The organism is Campylobacter sp. IFREMER_LSEM_CL1890 (assembly GCF_025772045.1).
In the GTDB taxonomy this organism is placed as follows: Bacteria; Campylobacterota; Campylobacteria; order Campylobacterales; family Campylobacteraceae; genus Campylobacter_D; species Campylobacter_D lari_D.
This window is the reverse complement of sequence record NZ_JAKMRK010000008.1, coordinates 25879-48126: the sequence shown is the minus strand read 5'-3', so window position 1 is coordinate 48126 and position 22248 is coordinate 25879. Positions and strand designations below refer to the sequence as shown.

Below are 22248 nucleotides of genomic sequence, written 5' to 3'. Positions count from 1 at the left end.
CTTATACAGCATAGGTAATTTACCTATGCTTATTTACTTTCTTATTGCATACTTTCACAAAAAAATTACATGGAAAAACTATGACTTTGATAACTATTTTATGTATTTATACAGCTTTTTTGGTTTTTATATCTTATGTGCAAATTTCTTTTTTAAAAAAAGAAAGAGAAAAACAAGCAATTATTTTAAATGAACAAGATTATAAAAATACTGCAAATATCGCCATAGAAAATGAAAAATACAAAATCTTTTCTAATCTTTATAATCTGATGATTAACATTTCTTGGATTAGCTTTGGCTTTTTGTATTTAAAAGAAATTTTTATAAAAGAAAATTCTACTTTAGAAAATACTTTATTTTTGCTTGCATTTTTATTGATTATTAGTATTTTAAATTTACCACTTAGCTATTATGAAAGCTTTATAAAAGATAAAAAACACGGCTTTTCAAATATAACTTTAGCGCTTTTTGTTAAAGATAGCATTAAATCTTTAGCTCTAATGCTTGTTTTTGGCTTTTTAATCATCTATGCCTTAGTATTTTGCTTTGAATTTTTTAACACATACTGGTGGGTAGTGGCTTTTGCTCTAAGCTTTATAATTATACTTATTATAAATCTCATCTACCCTACACTTATTGCACCTATGTTTAACAAAATGAAAAAACTTGAAGATGAAAATTTATTAGAAAAAATCACTAATTTAATGCAAAAATGTGGCTTTAGTGCAAATGGTGTTTATGTTATCGATGCAAGCAAAAGAGATAAAAGATTAAATGCTTATTTTGGTGGCTTATTTAAAAGCAAAAGAGTAGTACTTTTTGATACACTTTTAAATGCTTTAAAAGAAAAAGAACTCATTGCTGTTTTGGGTCATGAGCTAGGACATTTTGTGCATAAAGATTTGCTAAAAATGTTATTTGCTAGTGCTTTGATGCTTTTTGCTTTATTTTTCATCTTTGCACATTTACCAAACTTTTTTTATATTGAAAGTCATTTAGATGGAGTGAATGCTGGAGTTTTTGCACTTTTATTGATTTTTGGAAATATTTTTACTTTTATTATTTCTCCACTGCTTAATAAAATGAGTCAAAAAAATGAATTTAATGCTGACTTACACGGAGCAAAACTAAGCTCTAGAGAAGATATGAAAAATGCTCTCATAGCTTTAGCAAAAGAAAACAAAGCCTTTGTTAAAACAAGTAAAATTTATACTTTCTTTCATCTAAGTCATCCTTGTATTTACGATAGAATCAAAGCTTTGCAATGATTTCAATCAAACAAGCTTTAAAGCAAGCTTACGCAAAAGATCCTACTCACAAAGAATATATACTTTTTATTCTTTGTGAACTTTTACAAAAAGATAAAGCTTGGATTTTTTTAAATCCTGAATTTCAAATTGATGAAAAAGTTTTTTTAGAATATGTAGATAGATTTTTAAATGGTGAGCCTTTTGAGTATTTATTTCAAAAAACACAATTTTATGGTTTTGATTTTTTTACTAAAAAAGAGGTTTTGATACCGCGTTTTGATAGTGAAATATTACTTGAAAGATGTTTAGAAATTTTAGATCATAACTCTTTTAAAAATATACTTGAAATTGGCTTTGGAAGTGGAATTTTAAGTATTTGCTTAGCAAAGTTAAAACAAATTTTTATACAAGCTTGTGATATCAATCCAAAAGCATTAGAGCTTGCTAAAAAAAATGCAGATTTTCATAATGTTTCAAATTTAATCAATTTTCAACTTTGTGATTTTAAAAATATACAAGGAAATTTTGACTTTATTTTTTCTAATCCTCCTTACATAAAAAATGACTATCCTTTAGATAAATGGGTTCAAAACGAACCACACAATGCTTTATTTGGTGGAGATAAAGGTTGGGAAATTTTACATGAAATTATTCTTTTTGCCAAAAATCACAACACAAAAGTCTTAGCATGTGAGTTTGGCTATGATCAAAAAACAATTTTAAATAAAATTTTAAAAGAAAATGATTTCAAGGCTACTTTTTATCAAGATTATAATGGATTTGATAGAGCCTTTGTTGCATGGAATTTAAAAAATTAGACTATAATTATCTTTATTATAGGAGAAAATATGAAATCAATATATTTATTTTTACTAGCAAGCTTAATTGGGATTGAAATTAGCATAGGTGTGTTTTTAGCTCCGACTATATTTTATCCTGCTAAATTCATAGGTGAAGGGGTTTTAACTCATTTTCAAAGTGGGCTTTTAATGACACACATTTTTGTGCAATTTGGCTATGTTTTGTTAGGTGTGAGTGTTTTTTCTATTTTAATAGAAATTTTTTCATTTAAAGACAAAAATTTAACTTTTAAAATAAATTTTTCAAAATTTATGCTTTCTTTGATCATTTTGGCACTAAGTTTGCTTTTTGTATTTTACTTCACTGCTTATGTTTTAGAAGCACAAAGTTTAGGAGAAGAAGCAACTAAAACTCAAGAATTTATAAAAATTCATGGTGCAAGTGAAGTTGTGATGAAAATTATCATGTTATCACAAGTAATTTTGTTTTTCTTAAATTTTAAAACAAAAAAATGATATAATAAAATAAGTCTTTAAAAGGAGTCAAAGATGAAAATAGGCGATATAGGAACAACTCAACAAAATCACTACTTAAATCAAGTTCAAAAAAGCCAAGAAAAAGCTTTAGAAAACATAGCTGCAATCCGTGCTATAGATGGGAGCGATGGAGCAAATTTAGCCATAGCTGATTCTTTAAGAAGTCAATATAGCACTATAGATCAAGGTATTTTAAATGCCTATGATTCCATAGGAGTTTTACAAATTGCTGATTCAACTTTAAATAACATTTCAGCTACTGCAGACAAACTCAATGAACTTTCAGTGCGCTCAAACAATGCTGCTTTAAATGACAGACAAAAAAGTATGCTAAATTCTGAAGCAAGCAAACTTGTAACTTCAATCAATGATGCTTTTTCTAATGCGACTTTTAATGGAAAAAATGTATTTCAGAGTATGGATTTTGTTGTTGGTACTGGGGTTGAAAGTATTAATTTAAATCAACCAAGCACAGCAAATTTAAACCTTGAAAATCAAGACGGAATTCGTGATTTTCAAGATCAAGTAGGTTCTTTACGCGCAGATATTGGTGCTGGAATTAACGCTATCCATTCTAATATCAACTCATCTTTGCAAACTAGTATTAATACTAAAGAAGCTGAAAGCAAATTACAAAATAATGACTTAGCTCAAAATATCAATGATTTTAATGCAAATTACCTAAAAGAAAATGCATTTTTATTTGCAAATGCACATTCAAATGTAATGCTACAAACTAAACTAGCAAGCCTACTTCAATAATAAAAACTCCCAAATAAGGGAGTTTTTCAAGGAAAAATATGCAAAATAATGCTTTATTTAAGCAAATTTTAAAACATCCTTTATATGAAAAAATTCAAAAACTTAGTGGAAAAATTCAAAATTCAAATTACCTTATAAATGAAAGTTTTGATATTTTTTGTGATAAAAGTTTAGATGATGAGATCAAGAATATCACTTTAGAATTAAAACCTTGGCGTAAAGGACCTTTTAAAATTAATGATTTATTTATAGATACAGAATGGCAAAGTTTTATCAAATTTAATATTTTAAAGCCTTATATGCAAGAAATAAAAGGCAAAATAGTAGCAGATATTGGTTGCAACAATGGTTATTATATGTTTAAAATGCTTGAATTTAATCCTTCAAAGCTCATTGGTTTTGATCCTTCTATTAAGTATTATTTGCAATTTTTACTTTTAAACTCCATTGCAAAAACTCCTATACAATATGAGCTTTTAGGCGTAGCTGATGTACCAAATTATGGCATAAAATTTGATGTGATTTTTTGTCTTGGAGTGATTTATCATCGTAGTGATCCTATAGCCATGCTAAAACAACTCAAACAATCTTTAAATAAAGACGGCATAGTCTTTTTAGACACTATGTATATAGAAGATGAAAGAGAAATAGCACTTATTCCTCAAAAAACTTACTCAAAAATACCAAATATTTTTTTCATTCCGTCGATATTAGGTTTAAGAAATTGGTGTTATAAAGCTGGATTTAGTGAATTTGAAGTTATAACAACTAAACAAACTGATTTTGAAGAACAAAGAAAAACACAATGGATTGATTCTTATTCTTTAGATCAATTTTTAGATAAAAATGATTCAAATTTAACTTGCGAAGGTTATGAAGCACCAAAAAGAGTTTATGTTAAATTAAAGGTGTAAAAATGGCAAGAACAGTAAGTGCTGTTACTATAGAAGAATTAATAGACCCAGAAGAGTTAAATCGTATCAAATCAGAACTTATCACTTGTCCAGGGATAAACAATACTTTAGCAGGAAGTATTTCTCATATAGAAAAAAATTTCGCCAAAGGTATTTTAATCACAACCCATGATATGGCAGTAGATGAACTAGGATTAGTGCATAGTGGCTTTGTATTTAATGCAGCAAATTACATAGCACAAGCTGCAATTAATAAAGAATTTAGCGTCTTAATAGGCTCAAGAAGCTTTTTTTATGCTCCTTTAAAAGTGGGAGATATTTTAAATCTTGAAGCGAGTGCTTTATTTAGCGATGACTCAAGAAAAAGAGAGGTTAAAGTAGCTGGTTTTGTAAATGAGATTAAAATTTTTGACGCATCTTTTCAAGTTATTACTACAGATGATCATATATTTAAACTTAAACAAAATCAAGCCGCTACAAATAATAATCAAAATCAGCAAGAAACAACTAAACAAGAATCAATGCAAGAAGAACTTAATGCAGTTTTAAAAGGAATCGGGGGTTAAAGGTAAATCCACCCAATTCTTTGGACATTCCTTATGATAAGTCCCACTTGCATCATAATATTCTTTACAATCATCATAAAAGCGATTTGAAACCCCTCTTTCATTTACAAAACAACCGCTAAAAAATAATGCTAAAAACCCTAGAAAAAATACACTTTTAAACATTTCTCATCCTATTTTAATCTTATTTGCTTACGCCATTTATAAGGCTCTACAGGATTTTCACTTTCCCATAATCCTTTTTTATTTATCTTGGCATAATTTTGCTCATTTATATACAAATCACTATAATGCTCATACGCCCAAGCAAAACCATTTTTAACCATAACTTGATTAATATCTTTATCATTTAAATACACAATGGCTAAAATTCTACCATATTTATCCTCATCTTTTACATTTAAAACTACTTCTTTATTTAATACAATAGCTTTTAGAAATTGCGTAGCCATCTTTCCATAAGCTTGATCACTCTCAGGCGCATCTATACCAAAAAGTCTGATTTTAAGCTTTTCATTTTCGAATTTAGCCTCAATAGTATCTCCATCTACTACACGACTTACTTTAGCATTGATATATGAACCACTATCATAGTTTAAAACATAAGCAAAAGCAACTAAAAAAAGTGCGATTAAAAATTTCTTCGGATCTTTTAATAAGTTTATAAATAATTTAATTTGTTTCCTAGAAAATTTCATTTAAACCTCATCTATATAAAAATATGCCATAATTACAATAAAAAGGAGAATTTATGCAAGAAATTATACAAAATTTTAAACAAATTGCTCAAATACCTCATTGTAGTTTCAAAACCGAAGAATTGAAAAATTTTCTCATTGATTTTGCTAAAAGTCAAAATTGCCAAGTAAGCGTTGATGAAGCAGGTAATATCCACGCACACAAAGGAAATCCTAAAATTTGTTTACAAAGTCATTATGATATGGTTTGCATGGGAGAAGCTCCAAATATACAAATATATGAAGAAAACGGATATTTAAAGGCTAAAAATTCAAGCTTAGGTGCAGATAATGGCATAGGAGTATCACTAATGATGCAAGCTTTAAAAGATTTTGAAAATATAGAATGTCTTTTTACTAATGATGAAGAAGTTGGACTTTGTGGAGCAAACAATCTCACCCATACTTTGATCTCAAGCAAGCTTTTAAATTTAGACCACGAAAGCGATGATGAAGTTGTTATAGGTTGTGCTGGTGGGGTAGATATTTTTGCTAGTTTAAACTTAGAAATAGATGAAAAAGAAGAAGATTGTTATGAGATAGAAGCAATTGATTTTAAAGGTGGGCACTCGGGAATTGATATTGTTAAAAACATTAAATCTTCTATTAAAGAAGTGAGCTATTTTATCACTCAAAATCAAGGGGAACTTTGCGAATTTAAAGCAGGTGAAAGAATAAATTCTATACCAAAACATGCTAAAGTTATAGCATTTTTTAAAAATCCTCCAAAAGAAAATGATCATTTTAAAGTAAATTATATAGGTAAAATCAAAAGAACATATTATAAAAATTCTCAAGTTATTTTAAATCTCATTAATGCTTTTGCACAAGGAGTTAGAACTTTTAATCATCAATTAAATTTAGTTCAAACAAGTATCAATCTTTCATTAGCTTATGAAAAAGATAGCAAATTTCATTTTGAGCTTTTTGCAAGATCTAATGATTTACAAGAACTTAAAAACATAGAATTTGAAACCTTAACTTATTTTAAGATGCAAAACTGCGAAGTTTCAAGTGCAAATTTTTATCCACCGTGGGCTAATAAAGATACTAAATTTGGAGAAGAAATTCTAAGTTATTTTAAAAAAGAAAACCCAAACGCCAAGCTTTACACTATACATGCTGGTTTAGAATGTGGTATTATAAGTGAAAAACAACCTTTAGAATGTTGCTCAATAGGACCAAATATCCATAGCCCTCACTCAACAGATGAAAAATGTGAAATAGCTTCTATTGAAAAAATCAGTAAAATTCTTTATGTAATCTTAAAATATTATCAATAAATATAAAATAACTAATATTTTGATAAATAAATTCAAAATATTGGTAAATATTTATTTAAATAATAAAAAATTTTATTTACTATTAATAAAACTTGGATTATACTCTCACATATTTCAAAAAATAAGGAGAGAGTATGGAAATACTAACTAGCCTTAGCGAAGGTGTTCAATTTAGTATTCAACTAATTGTTGTTCTTATTTGTCTTTTTTATGGGGCAAAAAAAGGCGGTATCGCTCTAGGCTTATTAGGCGGTATAGGTTTATTAGTTTTAAGTTTTGGTTTTGCTGTAGCACCTGGAAAACCTTCTATTGATGTTATGCTTACCATTTTAGCTGTTGTTGTTGCTAGTGCAACTTTACAAGCTAGTGGTGGTTTGGATGTAATGTTGCAAATTGCAGAAAAAGTTCTAAGAAAAAATCCTAAATTCTTAACTATTTTGGCACCATTTGTAACTTGCATTCTTACCATGCTTTGTGGAACTGGGCATGTTGTCTATACTATGATGCCTATTATTTATGACATTGCTATTAAAAATGGTATTCGCCCAGAAAGACCAATGGCTGCTTCTAGTATTTCTTCACAACTTGGTATTATCGCAAGTCCTGTTTCAGTTGCAGTTGTAAGCTTAACAGCCCTACTTTTAAATCCAGAAATTAATAAACATCCTTTAGCAGGATTTGATGGCTATGTAGATTTACTTGCTATTACTATACCTTCTACCTTAGTAGGTGTTTTGGCTATAGGAATTTTTTCTTGGTTTAGGGGAAAAGATCTTGATAAAGATGAGGATTTTCAAGCTAAGATTAAAAATCCAGAACAAAGAGAATATATCTATGGCGATAGTAAAACTCTTCTTGGACAAAAACTTCCAACTATCCAATGGGTAGCTATGTGGATTTTCCTAGGTGCTATTGCTATAGTAGCTATACTTGGAGCTTTTCCAGAGCTTAGACCGCAATTTACCTCAAAAGGCGTTACCAAGCCTATGAATATGGTAGCAACTATTCAAATGTTTATGCTTTTAGCAGGTGCAGCGCTAATCATTTTTACCAAACTTGATGCAAGCAAAATTGCAAAAAATGAAATTTTTAAATCCGGTATGATAGCCTTAGTAGCTGTTTTTGGAATTTCTTGGATGGCAGATACAATGTTTGCAGTGCATACTCCTATGATGAAAGAATCTTTAGGTAATATCGTTATAGAACATCCTTGGACTTATGCTATTATGCTTTTACTTATTTCTAAATTTGTTAATTCTCAAGCAGCAGCAATTGCAGCTTTTGTGCCACTTGCACTAGGAATTGGTGTTGAACCAGGTATTATCATTGCTTTTGCAGCAGCTTGCTATGGATACTACATTTTACCAACTTATCCAAGCGATCTTGCAACTATACAATTTGATAGATCAGGTACTACAAAAATAGGTAAATTTGTTATCAATCATAGCTTTATCTTACCAGGATTAATTGGTGTGATTGTTTCTTGTATAGTAGGTTATTTTTTAGCTTTAGGAGCAGGATATTTATAAAAAAATTAAAAGGGCTTTAAAAAAGCCCTTTTTTTCTTATTTAAATGCTTTTTCTAAATCAATAGGCATAGCTTGATAACCAGTACTTGCTCCGCTAAAGCGAATTTGTACTGAAGGTTCTTTAGCTCCCCATTTAAATTCATCTATTTCAGGTTTTGGCTCACCTACAGCAGCACCCTTGCTTAAGTCAAATGACATTCCAGCAGTAGCACTATAAACCATGATGGAATTTTTATCTTTATGGTATTCTGCTAAAGAAGTGACAGGTGAAAACCATTCATTGCCTCTTTGCTTTCCATACTCCCAAATTTGTTCTACGGTTTTATTTTTTTGATCTATTTTATACACAACTGCTCTTGAGTATTTCATTGAAGCAAAAGCAGGTTGCTCTATACCTCTTGCATCGCCATTATCAAAAGCTGTGATATAAATATATCTTTTGTCAGATTTTTCATCTATTCTAAAAGCAGTATGCTGTGTCCATGTAAAATCAAAACCACCTTCTTCGTTTTCATATCCTGGACATTTACTATACTCATCTTCACAAACTATCTTTTTGCCATTTTTATCAACAGGTTGTAAAAGTGTTTTTTTGTATTTTTCTCCCCAGCCTTTGTGTGCTCCTAGTATCCATTTTACTTTTTTATCGCGTCCTATTTTTATAATAGCACTTTGATGACGACTTGAAATAATAATACTATCATCACTTGGATCATAATCTACGCTATTTACATGAGCCCAGTTACGCCCTACTCCAGTACCTGCTATATCACCAAAAGAATCACTTGCATCCATTTTAGCTAAATCCTCATCACTTAAAGTAACCCCTGCTTTACTCGCATCAATATTTAAACAAACAGCACCTTGATCTAATGCTTTGATTACATTTGCTCTATATGGATCTAAAATTTCAAACAATCTCCACTCATCTACTACATTACCATTTTTATCAACTTCTACTATCACATCGCGCACTGAACGCACATTTTTACCATCAGGACGCTTAACATTGGCAGAAGCCACCCTTAAAAGATAATTTCCATTTTGCATATTATCCATAGAATGAGAAAAATCTATATAAGAAGAAGGTAAAAGACGATTGAAAATTTCTCTACCCATTAAATCATATTTAACATATCTTTGTCCAAAACCCCAAGTTAAAGCCCCATCAGTATTTTGCCTAAATCCCATCATAATACCACGGTTGTAAATATTATTCCAATCCATTAATTTATCATTGTCAAAATACCAACGAATTTCACCTTTTGTATCAATGATAAATGCATTTGAATTCTCATCCCATTCCATTGCACCACCTGTTGGGTTATTCCAAACAGATTGAGAGCCTTTTCCACTTTGTTTCCCTGGAGCATTATTAACCAAATACAACCTATCTTCAAAACCTTTATCTACTTTAATCACTTCTACTTTTTCAAAAGGCACACCTCTTTGCATAATACTTCCACTTGGCTCTATATTAACTCCACCAGTTGCTATTTTATATACCTCATCTACTACTTTTTCACTCTTTCCAAAAGCAGTTTTGGTATAACTTACTTTTACTGTATTAAAATATGATGGATAAAGTCCAAAAACAGGAATTCCCCCATAAGTTTTAATTTTACTAGGGCTAACCTTATAAGATATAGTTTGCCCATTTGGTTTTGGAATTATAGTTACGCTTACATCACTTAGTTTATATCCACCATCCATAATTACAGCACTAAGCGGAGATAGACCATAAGGATTCATCTTTACTGCGCCAATTTTGCCTTGAATTTCCCAATCAATTTTAGCACCACTAGGTCCACCCATAGCCAAAGAAACACTAGGCACTACCATAACAACACTACCAGCAAGCAAAATACTACTTACAATTTTACTAATCTTCATTTTTTCTCCTTTTTTATATTATTAAGCTATTTGCACACTTGGCTCACCTAAAATTTTTAGCAAAACTACTAATATTAAAACAATCAAAGCATAAAATTTAGCCTTAGAATGTGAAAATGTATAAGAAACAAACATGCTTCCTAAAATCACCAAACAAACAACAAAAGCCAACAAACAACAAATCGCCATATTCATAAATTCCATACTAGGAATCAAATACCAACCATTACTATACAAACCATCTTCAAAATTTGGAGGATTTCCAACAAAAAATTTCTGAAAAGCATTTAAACTACCATAAACATCTTCAGGCACTATAGGTGTATCCATACCACACTCACCTGTTGGTAAAAACCATCCTGGTGCCCATTCATGCAATGGTAAATTAAAAGGATATATAGGAATTTCTCTACACCCATCAACACCAGCAAAAGGATTTTCTGAATGTACTACCTCATGGATATGATTAAGAGTAATACAATACTCTATACCAAGCCATATACCCCAAAATACAAAAGTATAAGCAAAAATTTTTAGATAATCATTTTTAGGATCTATCAAGGCTAAAATACCACCAAAAGCCATAGTTAACATAGCAAATCTTATATAAACACACTGCTCACAAGGCTCCATATAAAGGTATTCTTGAAACAAAAAGTGTGCTATAAAAGTTAAGCCTACCATAGCTATAACCATTATCAACCAAGGAACTCTTGTATTTTGCCAAGTGGTGATTTTACTAATAGGACAAGAACTCATAAAATACCTCAAATCACATCTTGCTTAATTCTTCTGTTATTTCTATTAAAGCTTGTGGAGATGTGATAGCTTGTGGTATGATTTGGTATTTACCATTTACCACAAATGCAGGTGTACCATAGTTTTTAGAGATATCATTAGCATTTTCATAAGATTTTAAAATTTCACTAGCCTCAGGAGTTTTTAAAAAGTTATCTAAATCTTCTTTGCTTGCTGAAATTGCTTTTAATCCTACTTCATAAAACGCTTCAGGATTGGCTCCATTTCCCCATCTTTGTTTTTTCTTAAAATAAGCATTAAAATATGCTTCAGAAGCTTTATGAGTTAAACTATTTTTATCGCTTTGACTTACTTTATTTTGCTCATCTTTAAAAGCAGCAAAAGCAAAAATTTCATTAGCTTGCTTACCATAATCACCCATAGAGCTAACAGGATAAAATTTATAAGTTAATTGTGGTAATTTTTCTTTGACTTTTGACATGGTATTAAACTTATGATGATCATAACAATGTGTGCAACGATAAGAAAATACTTCTATTAAAGAATTTTGAGCATTTGGGATAGGTGTTTTTAAAACCACATACTCTTTACCCTCACTAAGTGCATTTGCACTCACACCAAGAACAAAAGCAGCTGCCGCCATTGCTTTTGACAAATTATTTAAGTTGAATTTCATTTTATTTCTCCTATTTGTATTTTATATATAATAAATATTTGCAATTTATTATAAACATGCTTAAGTTATATTAATATAACTTAAATATTAATTAAACAATAAGAAAAAATTTCAAAATGAAAATATAATTATTAAAAAAATAAAAAATAATAATACTTTATCACAAAAATTACAAAAAGTAATGCTTAAAAAAGCATTACTTGGTAGAAAGTTCTTTAACTATACGGATTAGTTCTTCTAAAGAAGTGATATACTCAGGATTGATTTGATATTTGCCATTTACTACAAAAGCAGGCGTGCCATAATTTCTTGAAATTTCATTAGCTACATCATAAGCAACTAAAAGCTCTTTGGCTTCTTTAGTTTGTAAAAATTTTTGCAATTCTTCTTTACTAGCACCAATGGCATTTAAACCTATTTTATAAAACAAATCAAGATTATTTAAATTTAATTTTTTTTCAAAATGACTTACAAAATACACATCAGCAAGCTTATAAGTAAGACTTTTTTCACTAGTAACATCTAAACCTAAAGCTTTTTCTTTAAAAGAAGCTAAAGCAAACATCTCATTTAAAGCACCACCGTACTCGAGCATAGAACTTACCGAGAAAAGATCATATTTTAAATTTGGTAAAGCTTGTTTAACTTTTGCTAGAGTGTGAAATTGATGATGATTATAGCAATGAATACAACGATAAGAAAATACCTCTATTAGAGAATTTTGTGCATTTGGAATAGGTGTTTTTAAAGTAATATACTCTTTACCCTCACTAAGTGCATTTGCACTCACACTAAAAACAAAAGCCATAATAGCTAGCAATTTAAACATTTTTTGCAAAACTTGCATGATTTTCCTTTTTTCAATGATATAAAATACAATTTTAACATAAGATATAAAATCAAGAATATTTTATGCTTTTCTTATGACATTTTAAGTAGAATTTCAACAAATTTATCAATAAAAAAAGTTGATTGTAAGCGATATTTTCCGATCAATATATAATAAAATAAAAGGTCTAAAATGCAAATACGAATTTATTATGAAGATACCGATGCAGGTGGAGTGGTATACCATAGCAACTACTTAAAATTTTGCGAAAGAGCAAGAAGTGAGATATTTTTTCAAAAAAATGCAAAAATTTTTGATAAAAATACAGGACATTTTCTACTTACAAAAGCAAATTGTAACTTTTTAAAACCCGCTAAACTTGGAGATCTTATAGAAGTAAAAACATTTATCACAAAGCTTAAAAAAGCCTCAGTTTGTATAAAACAAGAGATTTATAAAGAAAATACCAAGCTTTTTGAAGCTGAATTTACCCTAGCTTTTTTAAAAAATGAAAAAGTAGCCCCTATAGATGAGACTATAACTAAGGTTTTTACTGATCTTGCAAAGGAGTAAAACCTAAGCCTTGCGAGCGAATGATTTTAACCTTATAGTCAAATTGATTATCATTTAAACCCTCATCAAAAATTCTTTGAGAATCTTTATCTAAAAACTGCGTATAAAAATAATCAAGGCCCACGCTAGTTGCATAAGCTATCCAGTTGTAATTAATATTTTGCGAAAAAAGCTCATTAAGATAGCTTAGAGTTTGATCCTCATTAGAAATGGAATTTGCTAGCAAAAGTTTTTTTCTATCATTAATTTGCGTTAAACTTAGCAAAATAGGATTATAATTAATCTGGGTTGATAATAATACAAAAGGCTCTATATCATAAGTTCTTATTTGTGAGCTTATGAGTGCTGTTTTAATCAAAGAAGTATTTAAAATAATACTAGAATCTTGAAAACTTCTATTTTGATTTAAAATACTTCTAAAATCAAATTTAGAACTATTAATAGTATAAATTTTCTCACTACCATTACCTGCGTTTAAAACATTCTCATCTAAGCGATTTGCCAAAGGTGTTCCATCTGAAAAAATAATATTTTTACCATTGGAGTATTCCAAAAGTTTTTGGATTTGTTTTTGATAATCTATACTTCCAAAATACACATTTTCATTTTGCGTATCAAAATTTCTTTTGTGTGCAGTAGGAATAAAAACTTTTACATTAGAATCAAGGCTTTCTTTTAATAAATTTTTCACACCTTTATCTGTAAAACCTGCGATAATATAATTAAATTTCTCATCTTGAGCTTGTTTAAAAGCTTTAGTTATCTTGCTCTCATCTTCTGTACCTATTAAAAACACCTTTACTTTTATTTGCGCTCTTTGTCTTAATAAATACGCTATGCTTGAATTTATAATAGTATTAGAATAACTTTTAATCGTTTGCTCAGGTATAATAATAGCTAGTTTTATGCTAGCATTTTTTTGAATTCTTTTTTCAAAATCTATAATAGAATTTAAAAGTTTGGTATAGATATTGACTAAAAGCTCATTTGCATTATCATTATTAAATCTTGATAAAAAATTAAAATAAAGTCCTGTTTCTAACAAAGTAAATAAACAATCATTATCACAATTTTGAAATTCTAAATTAGGATAAAAAGACTCACTAGGTTCTATAGGTGATGGTTTTTGCTCTTTCGCAAAGACATTTAAAGTTAAAACAAAACTCATCATCAAACAAACTAAACTTTTTCTCATAAATAACCTTTTATTTTTTTAATATCTTCTATAAATTCAGCATAAAAGCTAGGATTTTTACTCAAAAAATTCAAATCATAACTTGGCAAAAGTAAGGCATTATTATAATACATACATTGTCCTTTATATTTTTGAAAATTCTCAAAACCCAAACTTGCAAAAGCTTCTTGACCAAGACATAAAATAATCTTTGCTTTTATAAAATCAAGCTCATTATAAAAATACGGCAAGCATAATTTTAATGCTTGATCGTCTATTTTAAAATTACTAAAACATTTAAACATATAAGAAAAATATATCTCATCATCTTTTAAATTTAAAAGCTCCTTGCATAATTTCAAAAGTTCTTGTTTATTTTTAGAAGCAAAAAACTTTCCACTTTCATTCTCTTCCTTGTCAATAAAGGCCTGATAAATCAAAATTTTAGCATTTTTGGCTTCTTTTTCCATTAAACTATGCTTTCTTAGTCTAGAAAAATGACAAAGATTGCAAGTTTTTACCCTTTCGTTTAATTCTTTAAAACTTAAATTAAAATGCCTAATTTGTTTTTGCTCGTTAAAATATTCATAACCAAAAGCTTTTAAATAATACAAATTACGCTTATTCATTACATCAATACTTCTAAATTTTCACCCTCTAAACGATAAGTTCTCCACTCATTCATATGCTTTGCATTTAATTTAGTATAAAACTCAATCCCTAAATCATTATCGTTCAAACATACCCATTCTAATCTTTTAAGATTTTTTTCTTTACAAATTTGTGCTAAATATTTAAAAACAGCTTTTGCATAGCCTTTTTTTCTATATTTTGCTTGAATATAAATATCTTCTAGATATAACCCACCTAAACCCCAAAAAGACGAAAAAGTAAAATAATACATTGCATAACCTATGATTTTACCATCAACTTTTAAACTTAAAGCCTTAGCATATTTATTTTCAAAAAAAGATTCTTCAAGTTCTTTAGTTGTGCATTTTACATCTTCAAGCATATTTTCATGGATAGCAAGCTCTTTAATTAATTCTAAAATTTTTTCTAAATCTTCTTTTTTACTCTCACAAATTTCAAAACTCATGATTTTTCCTTAAAATACATAAAAATAAAACAAAAATTTAGCAAAAACTTTTAAAATAACTCTTAATTAAAAGCAGATTTAAGTAAGATTTTGATAAAATACACGCTTATTATTTTGTTTTTTATTTTAAGTTAAGGAAAGAATATGAAAAGAACATATCAACCACACAAAACTCCTAAAAAAAGAACTCATGGCTTCCGCGTGCGTATGAAAAGCAAAAATGGTCGTAAGGTGATCAATGCTAGACGCGCTAAAGGTAGAAAAAGATTAGCGGTATAAAAGATTTTCTAAGTATTAACGACTTAGGAGAGTTTGCAACAATTTATAAAGAAGGTAAAAAGTGGCACTGTGAAGGTGTAATCATCTTTTATACTTTAAGTAAAGAAAAAAAATTTGCTGTTGTTGCTAGTAAAAAAGTTGGAAAAGCTGTCGTTAGAAATAGAGCCAAAAGGCTCTTAAGATCAGCTTTTTTTCAGGTTAAAAATCAAGTCGAAAACGGGAAATACATACTTGTAGCTAAGACAAGTATTACTAAAATTCCTTTTTTAAAATTAGAAAAAAACTTGAAATGGGGTTTGAAAAAAATAGGATGTATAAAATAGCTTGTTTAAAACTTATTAGATTTTACCAGCTCTTTATCAGCCCTTTTAAGCCACAATGCTGCAGGTATTATCCAAGTTGTTCTGAATATGCCTTATGGCAATTTAAAAAAAATAATATTTTTAAAGCATTTGGTGCAGTTTTTTTAAGAATTTTAAAATGCAATCCGTTTTTTAAAGGTGGTATTGATTATCCTAAAATACGCAAGAATACTCTAAACTCAGGTGTATGTTTTAAACCTAGTTTTAATGCTTTAAAACAACTCAATTATTTTTATATCCCTTGCAATGATAATCAATTTTTTTTAATTAAGATTATATTTCCAAAGGACAATCCGTGTCAGAAAATTTATCCCAGCAAAAACGCATATTAATTGCCGTTGTATTATCATTTTTATTTTTTGTAGTTTATGATTATTTTTTTATCCCAAAAGCACCACAAAATGAGCAAAATATCACTCATATAGAACAAAACAATTCAGCTCCACAAACTACAACCGCAAATACAAATACACAAGCTCCAAAGACAGAACTTAGTGTTAATCAAAAAGAAGAAATAGCAGTTGTTAAAAGTGAGCATTTTGAAGCACATATTGACTCTTTAGGTAGAATAGCTAAATTTTATCTAAGCGATGAAAAATATAAAGATGAAAATGGTAAAAGCATTAATCTAGTAGATACTTCTTTATCACCTTTGCCACTAGAAATAAGATTTAGTGATGCAAAGATAAATCAAGAGGCATTCAATACAGTATATACAGCTAGTCAAAAAACTATCAATGTAAATGATGAAAATACAACATTAATTCTTACTCAAAATTTAAATGATCTAATAATAACTAAAAAAATCACTTTTCACAAATATGGAAATTATGATTTAGAAGTAAATCTAAGCAAAGATACAGCTTATTTTATCACTCCAGGTTATCGTCCAAATATAGCAGTTGATAGTTATACAGTACATGGAGTTTTAATCTTAGATAAAGATGATAAAATAACAATGTTAGAAGATGGTGATGTAGAAAATGATGAAAGTTTTTCTAATGTAACCCTTATGGCAGCTTCAGATCGCTATTATAGTGCTTTCTTTTATAATTTCGAAAAACCTTTAAATGCAGTAGTTACTAAAGATAATCACGAAAATTCTATCGTTTTTGCAAGTGCAACTAACAATTTTAAAGCAACCGGATATATAGGTTCAAAAGAGCATGAAATTTTAAGAAGCATTCATGCAGATTTAGATGATGTGGTAGAATATGGTTGGTTTACTTTTATAGCTAAACCTATGTTTGAATTTTTAAATTTCTTACATGGTTATTTGGGTAATTGGGGTTGGGCTATCGTAGTGATGACTTTAATTGTGCGTATTATTCTTTTCCCACTTACTTACAAATCAATGATTTCTATGAATAAACTCAAAGATTTAGCACCAAAAATGAAAGAAATTAGAGAACGCTACAAAGGTGATCCACAAAAAATGAATTTACATATGATGGAACTTTATAAAAAACATGGTGCAAACCCAATGAGCGGATGTTTACCTATACTCATTCAAATTCCAATTTTCTTTGCAATTTATAGAGTTTTACTAAATGCCATAGAACTTAAAGCTGCACCTTGGGCTTTTTGGATTACAGATTTATCTGTGATGGATCCATGGTTTATTTTACCTATATTTATGGGTCTAACTATGTTTATCCAGCAACTTATTACACCAATGGCTATACAAGATCCTATGCAAGAAAAGATTATGAAATTCTTACCATTAATTTTTACTTTCTTTTTCTTAACATTCCCAGCAGGTTTAACTTTGTATTGGTGTGTAAATAATATATGCTCACTTATTCAACAAGTAATTGTTAATAAGCTTTTCAAAAACCACAAAAAAGAGGAAATAGCTAAACATGAACATAGAAGCTAAAGACTTACAAACTGCACTCATAGAAGCCTCAAAACAACTTGAGTGCTCTGTGATTGACTTAGAATATGAAGTTATTCAACATGCTAAAGCAGGATTTTTTGGCCTTTTTAAAAAAAATGCGATAATCTGTATTAAAGGACATAAAAAAACTCAAAAAGTCCATAATGAAAAACCTAAAAAAAATCAAAATGAAAAATTTAACAAATATTCTCAAAAAAATTTTGAAAAAAATGAATATAAAAAAGAATATAAAGAAAATTTTCAAAAACCAATTGAAAATATTGCTCAACCTAAAGAACATTATAAAGTAAAAAATGATGCTATTTTTGATTCTTTCCATAAGGAGTCTTCAGAAGAAAAAAACATTGTTTCTTATATAGATGAGATAAAAATTTCACTAGAAAATTTACTAGCAACTTTTGATTTTGATATTAAAGTTGTGCAAGTTAGTGTTTGGGATGAAACCTGTGTTTTAATTAAACTTGATGGAGAAGATGCAGCCTTACTTATAGGCAAAGAAGCTCACAGATATAAAGCTTTTTCATATTTACTTTATAATTGGCTTAACGCTAAATATAAAATTCAACCAAGACTAGAAATAGCGCAATTTTTGGAAAACCAAACCCAAGCTATTGATAGTTATTTAAAAATTCTCATAGAAAAAGTAGAGAACACTGGAAGAGTTCAAACAAAACCACTAGATGGAATTTGGCTAAAACTTGCTTTAGAAAAATTAAGAGAACGCTTTCCTGATAAGTATGTAGCTATCAAACAAAATGACGATCAAAGATATATCGTTGTGAATGATTTTTTGAAGAAAAATGAATGAATGACACGATAGCTGCTATTGCTACAGCTCACGGAGTGGGCTCTATAAGCATCATTAGAGTAAGTGGAAAAAAAGCTTTAGAACTTGCATTAAAAATTACCCACAAAAAAGAACTCACACCACGCTATGCGCACTTATGCAAACTTTATAAAAACAATAATGACTTTTTAGACGAGGCTTTAGTAATTTATTTTAAAGCACCCTACTCTTTTACAGGAGAAGATATTGTGGAATTTCAACTTCATGGCGGTTTTTCTTTGAGTGAAATTTTACTCGATGAGCTTGTTTTAGCAGGCGCGCGCCTTGCTAATCCTGGAGAATTTAGCAAAAGAGCTTGCTTAAATGGCAAAATGGATCTTTTAAAAGCTTTAAGTATACAAGATGCTATCATGTCAAAATCAACAAGTGCTGCAAATATCATAGCAAAAAATATTAAAGGTGATTTAAGTAAATTTTTAAACGCCATTCGAATAGACCTTGTTCAAACTCTTGCTTTTGTAGAAACTAGCATTGACTATGCAGATGATGATTTACCGCAAGATTTACTTGATCAAATCATTGCTATGTGTGAAAAAAATTCAAAACTTTTAAGCGATATAGTAGATATTTCCTTAAGTAAAAAAGGTCTTATAGATGGCTTTAAAGTTACTATTATAGGTAAGCCAAATGCCGGAAAAAGCTCATTGTTAAATTCGCTTTTAGCATTTAATAGAGCCATTGTTTCTGATATTGCAGGCACCACAAGAGATCGTATCGAGGAAAGTTTAAAAATAGGCTCACATTTAATTAAAATCATCGATACAGCAGGTATAAGAAACGCAGATGATGAGATAGAAAAAATCGGAGTTAACTTAAGTTATGAAAGCATTAAAGAAGCAGATATCATTATAGCTGTTTTTGACGGATCTAAAGAATTTGAAGAAGAAGATGAACGTATTTTACAAGCTTTAAAAGATTGTGATAAAAAAATCATTTATGTTTTAAATAAAAGCGATTTGGCTACCAAATTTAAACATGAAATTAGCACTTCTTGTATACGCATTTGCGCCCAAAAAAACACTCAAGCCATTAAGGAAAGTTTAAATGAATACTTAAATACTTTAGATGGCGATGGAATGCTAATTAGCAATACTTTAATACTCAATGCTTGTAAAAATGCTAGTGAAGCTATTTTGCGTGCAAGAGATTTATTAAAGGAAAGTTCTTTAGAACTTTTTGCTTTTGAATTAAATTTAGCCATAGGAGAAATAGCTCAATTTACCAAAAATTTTGAAAGAGATGAAATTTTAGATGCAATGTTTAGTAATTTTTGTTTAGGAAAATAAAAAGGAGATAATTATGGATAAAGATGTTATAAAACAACACAAAATTAGCGATAAGGAATATCAAGAAATTTTAAATATACTAGGTAGAGAACCTAATTTATTAGAACTTGGAGTGATTTCTGCAATGTGGAGTGAACATTGCTCATATAAATCAAGTAAAAAATACCTTAATGGCTTTCCAACTAAAGCTCCTTGGGTAATCCAAGGTCCTGGTGAAAACGCTGGAGTAATAGATATAGGCAAAGGAATGGCTGCTGTATTTAAAGTAGAAAGTCATAATCACCCAAGTTTTATAGAGCCATTTGCAGGTGCAGCTACTGGTGTGGGTGGAATTTTACGCGATGTTTTTACCATGGGCGCTAGAGTTGTTGCAGGTATGAATTCTTTAAAATTTGGTAATATCCATGATGAAAAAATAGGCAAACATCAAAAATATTTAGTTAAGGGTGTAGTAAGTGGAATTTCACACTATGGTAATTGTATGGGTGTTCCTACTATAGGTGGAGAATGTGCTTTTGATGAGTGCTTTAATGGAAATATCTTAGTTAATGCTTTTGCACTTGGAACTTGCAAAATCGAAGATATTTTTTATGCAAAGGCTGAAGGTATAGGAAATCCTGTAATTTATGTAGGCTCAAAAACCGGTCGTGATGGACTTGGTGGAGCTGTAATGGCAAGCGATAGTTTTAATGAATCTAGCAAAAGCTTAAGACCAACTGTTCAAATTGGTGATCCATTTGCTGAAAAATTATTAATGGAAGCTTGTTTGGAACTTTTCAAAACTGATTATATAGTTGGAATTCAAGATATGGGTGCAGCAGGACTTACTTCAAGCTCTTTTGAAATGGCAGGACGCAGTGGTAGCGGGATGAAACTTTACCTTGATAAAACTCCTATGAGAGAAGAAGGTATGACTCCTTATGAGTTAATGCTAAGTGAATCTCAAGAAAGAATGCTAATTTGTGCTAAAAAAGGCTATGAAGAAAAAGTTATTGAGATTTTTAATAAGTGGGGGCTTGATGCAGCCATTATAGGCGAAGTTACAGATACTGGCAAAATGGAATTATTTTGGCATGATGAATTAGTTGGTCTAATCCCTATTGAACCACTAAGCGAAAAAGCACCTATACTTGATAGACCTGTGGCTAAGCCAAAATACTTAGATGAAATAAAAAACTATCAATTTAAACTTAGCATTCCCACTCAAGAAGCCTTTGAAAAACTTCTTGCAAATGAAAATATCAGCAATAAAGCTTATATTTATGAGCAGTTTGACTCAAGCGTACAAACTAACACCTTAAAAAGCGATGGGGCTTTAGGAGCAAATAGTATTAGAATTAAAGAAAATAATTGCTTGCTTTCTATGGCCATTGAGTGCAACTCAAGATTAAACTATGTAAATCCAAAAATCGGTGCAGCAGCAGCCGTTGCAAGCGCAGGAAGAAAAATAGCATGCTCGGGAGCTAGACCTTTGGCAATTAGTGATTGTTTAAACTATGGCAACCCACAAAACCCTGAAGTAATGTGGCAATTTGCCCAAGGCTGTGAAGGTATTAAACTAGCTTGTAAAGAACTCAATACCCCTGTGGTAAGCGGAAATGTTTCTTTATATAATGAAACCGATGGAGTAAGTATTTTTCCAAGTCCAACCATAGCTTGCGTTGGTATTCACGAAAAAGCAGAAAATGTTTTAAAATCATACTTTAGTAAAGAAACGCAAGCTATTTATTTAATAGGAGAAAGTAAAGGTAGTTTTGGTGGATCTTTGATTGCTAAAGTACTAGATCAAAAAGTCGCAGGAGAGCTTGAAGATATAGATTTTAAAGCAGAATTAAAACTATGGGATTTCTTACTAAAAGCAAACGAAGCAAAGTTACTTGATTGTGCTAATAGCATAGGCATAGGTGGTCTTGCTATGACTTTAGCCAAAATGAGCGCAAAGGCGAATTTAGGTGTAAATGTAAAAACAAATTTTGAAAACAGAAGTTTTATTTTTGAAGAAAGTCCAACTAGAGTTGTAATTGGTGTTAAAAATGAAGAAAATTTTATTGAATTTGCAAACAAAATGAAAATTAATTTTGCAAAACTTGGAATTTTAAATGAAAAAGATTTCGTTTTAGATGATATTAAGATATCTTTAGTAAAACTACAAAAAATTTATTTTGATAAATTTAAAGAATATTTAGGATAGAA

Annotated in this window: 25 protein-coding genes; 16 read left to right on the top strand and 9 right to left on the bottom strand. The window is 29.5% G+C overall.

The genetic code is table 11. The features are described from left to right. Positions 1 to 80 precede the first annotated feature (80 nt). Genes L8W57_RS05335 through L8W57_RS05310 form a run of 6 tightly spaced genes read left to right on the top strand, consistent with a single transcriptional unit; the run spans position 81 to position 4829 of the window. Complete coding sequence (locus L8W57_RS05335; RefSeq protein ID WP_263662164.1) at positions 81 to 1268, top strand: M48 family metallopeptidase; 1188 nt, start codon at positions 81 to 83, stop codon at positions 1266 to 1268. Next, positions 1268 to 2068 carry a HemK/PrmC family methyltransferase gene (locus L8W57_RS05330; RefSeq protein ID WP_263662180.1) on the top strand — a complete coding sequence of 267 codons (801 nt, stop codon included), beginning with the start codon at positions 1268 to 1270 and terminating at the stop codon, positions 2066 to 2068. The genes L8W57_RS05335 and L8W57_RS05330 overlap by 1 nt, the downstream gene beginning before the upstream one ends. Before the next feature lie 30 nt (positions 2069 to 2098). After that, entirely contained in the window at positions 2099 to 2566 is a 468-nt protein-coding gene (locus L8W57_RS05325; RefSeq protein ID WP_263662163.1) for a DUF4149 domain-containing protein, read from the top strand. Positions 2567 to 2599: 33 nt separating this feature from the next. After that, positions 2600 to 3349, top strand: coding sequence for a flagellin (locus L8W57_RS05320; RefSeq protein ID WP_263662162.1), 750 nt, complete (start codon positions 2600 to 2602; stop codon positions 3347 to 3349). Positions 3350 to 3387: 38 nt separating this feature from the next. Further along, the gene (gene cmoB, locus L8W57_RS05315; RefSeq protein ID WP_263662161.1) at positions 3388 to 4263 is read left to right on the top strand and encodes a tRNA 5-methoxyuridine(34)/uridine 5-oxyacetic acid(34) synthase CmoB; all 876 of its coding nucleotides are present in this window, start codon (positions 3388 to 3390) and stop codon (positions 4261 to 4263) included. 2 nt (positions 4264 to 4265) lie between these two features. After that, complete coding sequence (locus L8W57_RS05310; RefSeq protein ID WP_133319302.1) at positions 4266 to 4829, top strand: hypothetical protein; 564 nt, start codon at positions 4266 to 4268, stop codon at positions 4827 to 4829. Here the strand turns inward: L8W57_RS05310 and L8W57_RS05305 are convergent. Both L8W57_RS05305 and L8W57_RS05300 read right to left on the bottom strand, forming a co-directional pair. Next, positions 4809 to 4994, bottom strand: a complete 186-nt coding sequence (locus L8W57_RS05305) for a hypothetical protein (protein WP_263662160.1) — start codon at positions 4992 to 4994, stop codon at positions 4809 to 4811. The genes L8W57_RS05310 and L8W57_RS05305 overlap by 21 nt on opposite strands. 8 nt (positions 4995 to 5002) lie before the next feature. After that, entirely contained in the window at positions 5003 to 5527 is a 525-nt protein-coding gene (locus L8W57_RS05300) for a thermonuclease family protein (protein ID WP_263662159.1), read from the bottom strand. A 53-nt stretch (positions 5528 to 5580) separates the two neighbouring features. On the opposite strand from L8W57_RS05300, the gene L8W57_RS05295 reads away from it, so the two are divergent. Together L8W57_RS05295 and L8W57_RS05290 are read left to right on the top strand one after the other, a co-directional pair. Continuing rightward, positions 5581 to 6849, top strand: a complete 1269-nt coding sequence (locus tag L8W57_RS05295) for a M20/M25/M40 family metallo-hydrolase (RefSeq protein ID WP_133319305.1) — start codon at positions 5581 to 5583, stop codon at positions 6847 to 6849. Positions 6850 to 6983: 134 nt separating this feature from the next. Then, positions 6984 to 8378 carry an anaerobic C4-dicarboxylate transporter gene (locus L8W57_RS05290; protein ID WP_133319306.1) on the top strand — a complete coding sequence of 465 codons (1395 nt, stop codon included), beginning with the start codon at positions 6984 to 6986 and terminating at the stop codon, positions 8376 to 8378. Positions 8379 to 8414: 36 nt separating this feature from the next. Here the strand turns inward: L8W57_RS05290 and L8W57_RS05285 are convergent, their stop codons facing one another. From L8W57_RS05285 to L8W57_RS05270, 4 genes are all read right to left on the bottom strand, one after another. Next, a complete protein-coding gene (locus tag L8W57_RS05285) occupies positions 8415 to 10271 on the bottom strand; it encodes an aryl-sulfate sulfotransferase (RefSeq protein WP_263662158.1) in 1857 nt (618 codons plus the stop codon). A gap of 21 nt (positions 10272 to 10292) precedes the next feature. After that, on the bottom strand, positions 10293 to 11030 hold the full coding sequence (gene dsbI / locus L8W57_RS05280) for a protein-disulfide oxidoreductase DsbI (RefSeq protein WP_263659343.1): 738 nt from the start codon (positions 11028 to 11030) through the stop codon (positions 10293 to 10295). A 13-nt stretch (positions 11031 to 11043) separates the two neighbouring features. Beyond that, positions 11044 to 11706 carry a thiol:disulfide interchange protein DsbA/DsbL gene (locus L8W57_RS05275; RefSeq protein ID WP_039663243.1) on the bottom strand — a complete coding sequence of 221 codons (663 nt, stop codon included), beginning with the start codon at positions 11704 to 11706 and terminating at the stop codon, positions 11044 to 11046. 196 nt (positions 11707 to 11902) lie between these two features. After that, entirely contained in the window at positions 11903 to 12553 is a 651-nt protein-coding gene (locus L8W57_RS05270; RefSeq protein ID WP_133319309.1) for a thiol:disulfide interchange protein DsbA/DsbL, read from the bottom strand. 174 nt (positions 12554 to 12727) lie between these two features. On the opposite strand from L8W57_RS05270, the gene L8W57_RS05265 reads away from it, so the two are divergent. Beyond that, positions 12728 to 13108, top strand: a complete 381-nt coding sequence (locus tag L8W57_RS05265) for a YbgC/FadM family acyl-CoA thioesterase (protein WP_087699453.1) — start codon at positions 12728 to 12730, stop codon at positions 13106 to 13108. Here the strand turns inward: L8W57_RS05265 and L8W57_RS05260 are convergent. The 3 genes from L8W57_RS05260 to L8W57_RS05250 are packed head-to-tail and all read right to left on the bottom strand — an operon-like array spanning position 13086 to position 15384. Next, positions 13086 to 14303, bottom strand: a complete 1218-nt coding sequence (locus tag L8W57_RS05260) for a hypothetical protein (RefSeq protein WP_133319310.1) — start codon at positions 14301 to 14303, stop codon at positions 13086 to 13088. The genes L8W57_RS05265 and L8W57_RS05260 overlap by 23 nt on opposite strands. Next, positions 14300 to 14911: a uracil-DNA glycosylase family protein gene (locus L8W57_RS05255; protein WP_133319311.1), complete on the bottom strand. Its 612-nt coding sequence runs from the start codon at positions 14909 to 14911 to the stop codon at positions 14300 to 14302. The genes L8W57_RS05260 and L8W57_RS05255 overlap by 4 nt, the downstream gene beginning before the upstream one ends. Further along, positions 14911 to 15384, bottom strand: a complete 474-nt coding sequence (locus tag L8W57_RS05250; protein WP_243705642.1) for a GNAT family N-acetyltransferase — start codon at positions 15382 to 15384, stop codon at positions 14911 to 14913. The genes L8W57_RS05255 and L8W57_RS05250 overlap by 1 nt, the downstream gene beginning before the upstream one ends. Before the next feature lie 141 nt (positions 15385 to 15525). Between L8W57_RS05250 and rpmH the strand changes: the two genes are divergently transcribed. The 7 genes from rpmH to purL are packed head-to-tail and all read left to right on the top strand — an operon-like array spanning position 15526 to position 22246. Next, positions 15526 to 15660: a 50S ribosomal protein L34 gene (gene rpmH / locus L8W57_RS05245; protein WP_012661270.1), complete on the top strand. Its 135-nt coding sequence runs from the start codon at positions 15526 to 15528 to the stop codon at positions 15658 to 15660. Further along, positions 15657 to 15983, top strand: a complete 327-nt coding sequence (rnpA, locus tag L8W57_RS05240; protein WP_207921000.1) for a ribonuclease P protein component — start codon at positions 15657 to 15659, stop codon at positions 15981 to 15983. The genes rpmH and rnpA overlap by 4 nt, the downstream gene beginning before the upstream one ends. After that, the gene (gene yidD, locus L8W57_RS05235; RefSeq protein ID WP_039664776.1) at positions 15971 to 16354 is read left to right on the top strand and encodes a membrane protein insertion efficiency factor YidD; all 384 of its coding nucleotides are present in this window, start codon (positions 15971 to 15973) and stop codon (positions 16352 to 16354) included. Before rnpA ends, yidD begins: the two co-directional genes overlap by 13 nt. After that, on the top strand, positions 16318 to 17901 hold the full coding sequence (yidC, locus tag L8W57_RS05230) for a membrane protein insertase YidC (protein ID WP_263662157.1): 1584 nt from the start codon (positions 16318 to 16320) through the stop codon (positions 17899 to 17901). The genes yidD and yidC overlap by 37 nt, the downstream gene beginning before the upstream one ends. Continuing rightward, positions 17885 to 18730 (top strand): Jag N-terminal domain-containing protein, encoded by an 846-nt coding sequence (locus L8W57_RS05225; RefSeq protein ID WP_133319314.1) that lies wholly within the window; start codon positions 17885 to 17887, stop codon positions 18728 to 18730. Before yidC ends, L8W57_RS05225 begins: the two co-directional genes overlap by 17 nt. Then, positions 18727 to 20055: a tRNA uridine-5-carboxymethylaminomethyl(34) synthesis GTPase MnmE gene (gene mnmE, locus L8W57_RS05220; RefSeq protein ID WP_133319315.1), complete on the top strand. Its 1329-nt coding sequence runs from the start codon at positions 18727 to 18729 to the stop codon at positions 20053 to 20055. The genes L8W57_RS05225 and mnmE overlap by 4 nt, the downstream gene beginning before the upstream one ends. A gap of 13 nt (positions 20056 to 20068) precedes the next feature. Beyond that, positions 20069 to 22246, top strand: coding sequence for a phosphoribosylformylglycinamidine synthase subunit PurL (gene purL / locus L8W57_RS05215; RefSeq protein WP_133319316.1), 2178 nt, complete (start codon positions 20069 to 20071; stop codon positions 22244 to 22246). The last annotated feature ends 2 nt before the right edge of the window (positions 22247 to 22248 follow it).

Bases quoted from the DNA above. Each gene is read 5' to 3' on its own strand.
- L8W57_RS05295 (WP_133319305.1), top strand. From the start codon at position 5,581: ATGCAAGAAATTATACAAAATTTTAAACAAATTGCTCAAATACCTCAT.
- mnmE (WP_133319315.1), top strand. From the start codon at position 18,727: ATGAATGACACGATAGCTGCTATTGCTACAGCTCACGGAGTGGGCTCT.
- L8W57_RS05320 (WP_263662162.1), top strand. From the start codon at position 2,600: ATGAAAATAGGCGATATAGGAACAACTCAACAAAATCACTACTTAAAT.
- L8W57_RS05300 (WP_263662159.1), bottom strand. From the start codon at position 5,527: ATGAAATTTTCTAGGAAACAAATTAAATTATTTATAAACTTATTAAAA.
- L8W57_RS05325 (WP_263662163.1), top strand. From the start codon at position 2,099: ATGAAATCAATATATTTATTTTTACTAGCAAGCTTAATTGGGATTGAA.
- L8W57_RS05270 (WP_133319309.1), bottom strand. From the start codon at position 12,553: ATGCAAGTTTTGCAAAAAATGTTTAAATTGCTAGCTATTATGGCTTTT.
- yidD (WP_039664776.1), top strand. From the start codon at position 15,971: ATGTATAAAATAGCTTGTTTAAAACTTATTAGATTTTACCAGCTCTTT.
- L8W57_RS05275 (WP_039663243.1), bottom strand. From the start codon at position 11,706: ATGAAATTCAACTTAAATAATTTGTCAAAAGCAATGGCGGCAGCTGCT.
- L8W57_RS05260 (WP_133319310.1), bottom strand. From the start codon at position 14,303: ATGAGAAAAAGTTTAGTTTGTTTGATGATGAGTTTTGTTTTAACTTTA.
- purL (WP_133319316.1), top strand. From the start codon at position 20,069: ATGGATAAAGATGTTATAAAACAACACAAAATTAGCGATAAGGAATAT.
- cmoB (WP_263662161.1), top strand. From the start codon at position 3,388: ATGCAAAATAATGCTTTATTTAAGCAAATTTTAAAACATCCTTTATAT.
- L8W57_RS05265 (WP_087699453.1), top strand. From the start codon at position 12,728: ATGCAAATACGAATTTATTATGAAGATACCGATGCAGGTGGAGTGGTA.
- L8W57_RS05310 (WP_133319302.1), top strand. From the start codon at position 4,266: ATGGCAAGAACAGTAAGTGCTGTTACTATAGAAGAATTAATAGACCCA.
- L8W57_RS05335 (WP_263662164.1), top strand. From the start codon at position 81: ATGACTTTGATAACTATTTTATGTATTTATACAGCTTTTTTGGTTTTT.
- dsbI (WP_263659343.1), bottom strand. From the start codon at position 11,030: ATGAGTTCTTGTCCTATTAGTAAAATCACCACTTGGCAAAATACAAGA.
- L8W57_RS05285 (WP_263662158.1), bottom strand. From the start codon at position 10,271: ATGAAGATTAGTAAAATTGTAAGTAGTATTTTGCTTGCTGGTAGTGTT.
- L8W57_RS05255 (WP_133319311.1), bottom strand. From the start codon at position 14,911: ATGAATAAGCGTAATTTGTATTATTTAAAAGCTTTTGGTTATGAATAT.
- L8W57_RS05225 (WP_133319314.1), top strand. From the start codon at position 17,885: ATGAACATAGAAGCTAAAGACTTACAAACTGCACTCATAGAAGCCTCA.
- L8W57_RS05290 (WP_133319306.1), top strand. From the start codon at position 6,984: ATGGAAATACTAACTAGCCTTAGCGAAGGTGTTCAATTTAGTATTCAA.
- L8W57_RS05305 (WP_263662160.1), bottom strand. From the start codon at position 4,994: ATGTTTAAAAGTGTATTTTTTCTAGGGTTTTTAGCATTATTTTTTAGC.
- rpmH (WP_012661270.1), top strand. From the start codon at position 15,526: ATGAAAAGAACATATCAACCACACAAAACTCCTAAAAAAAGAACTCAT.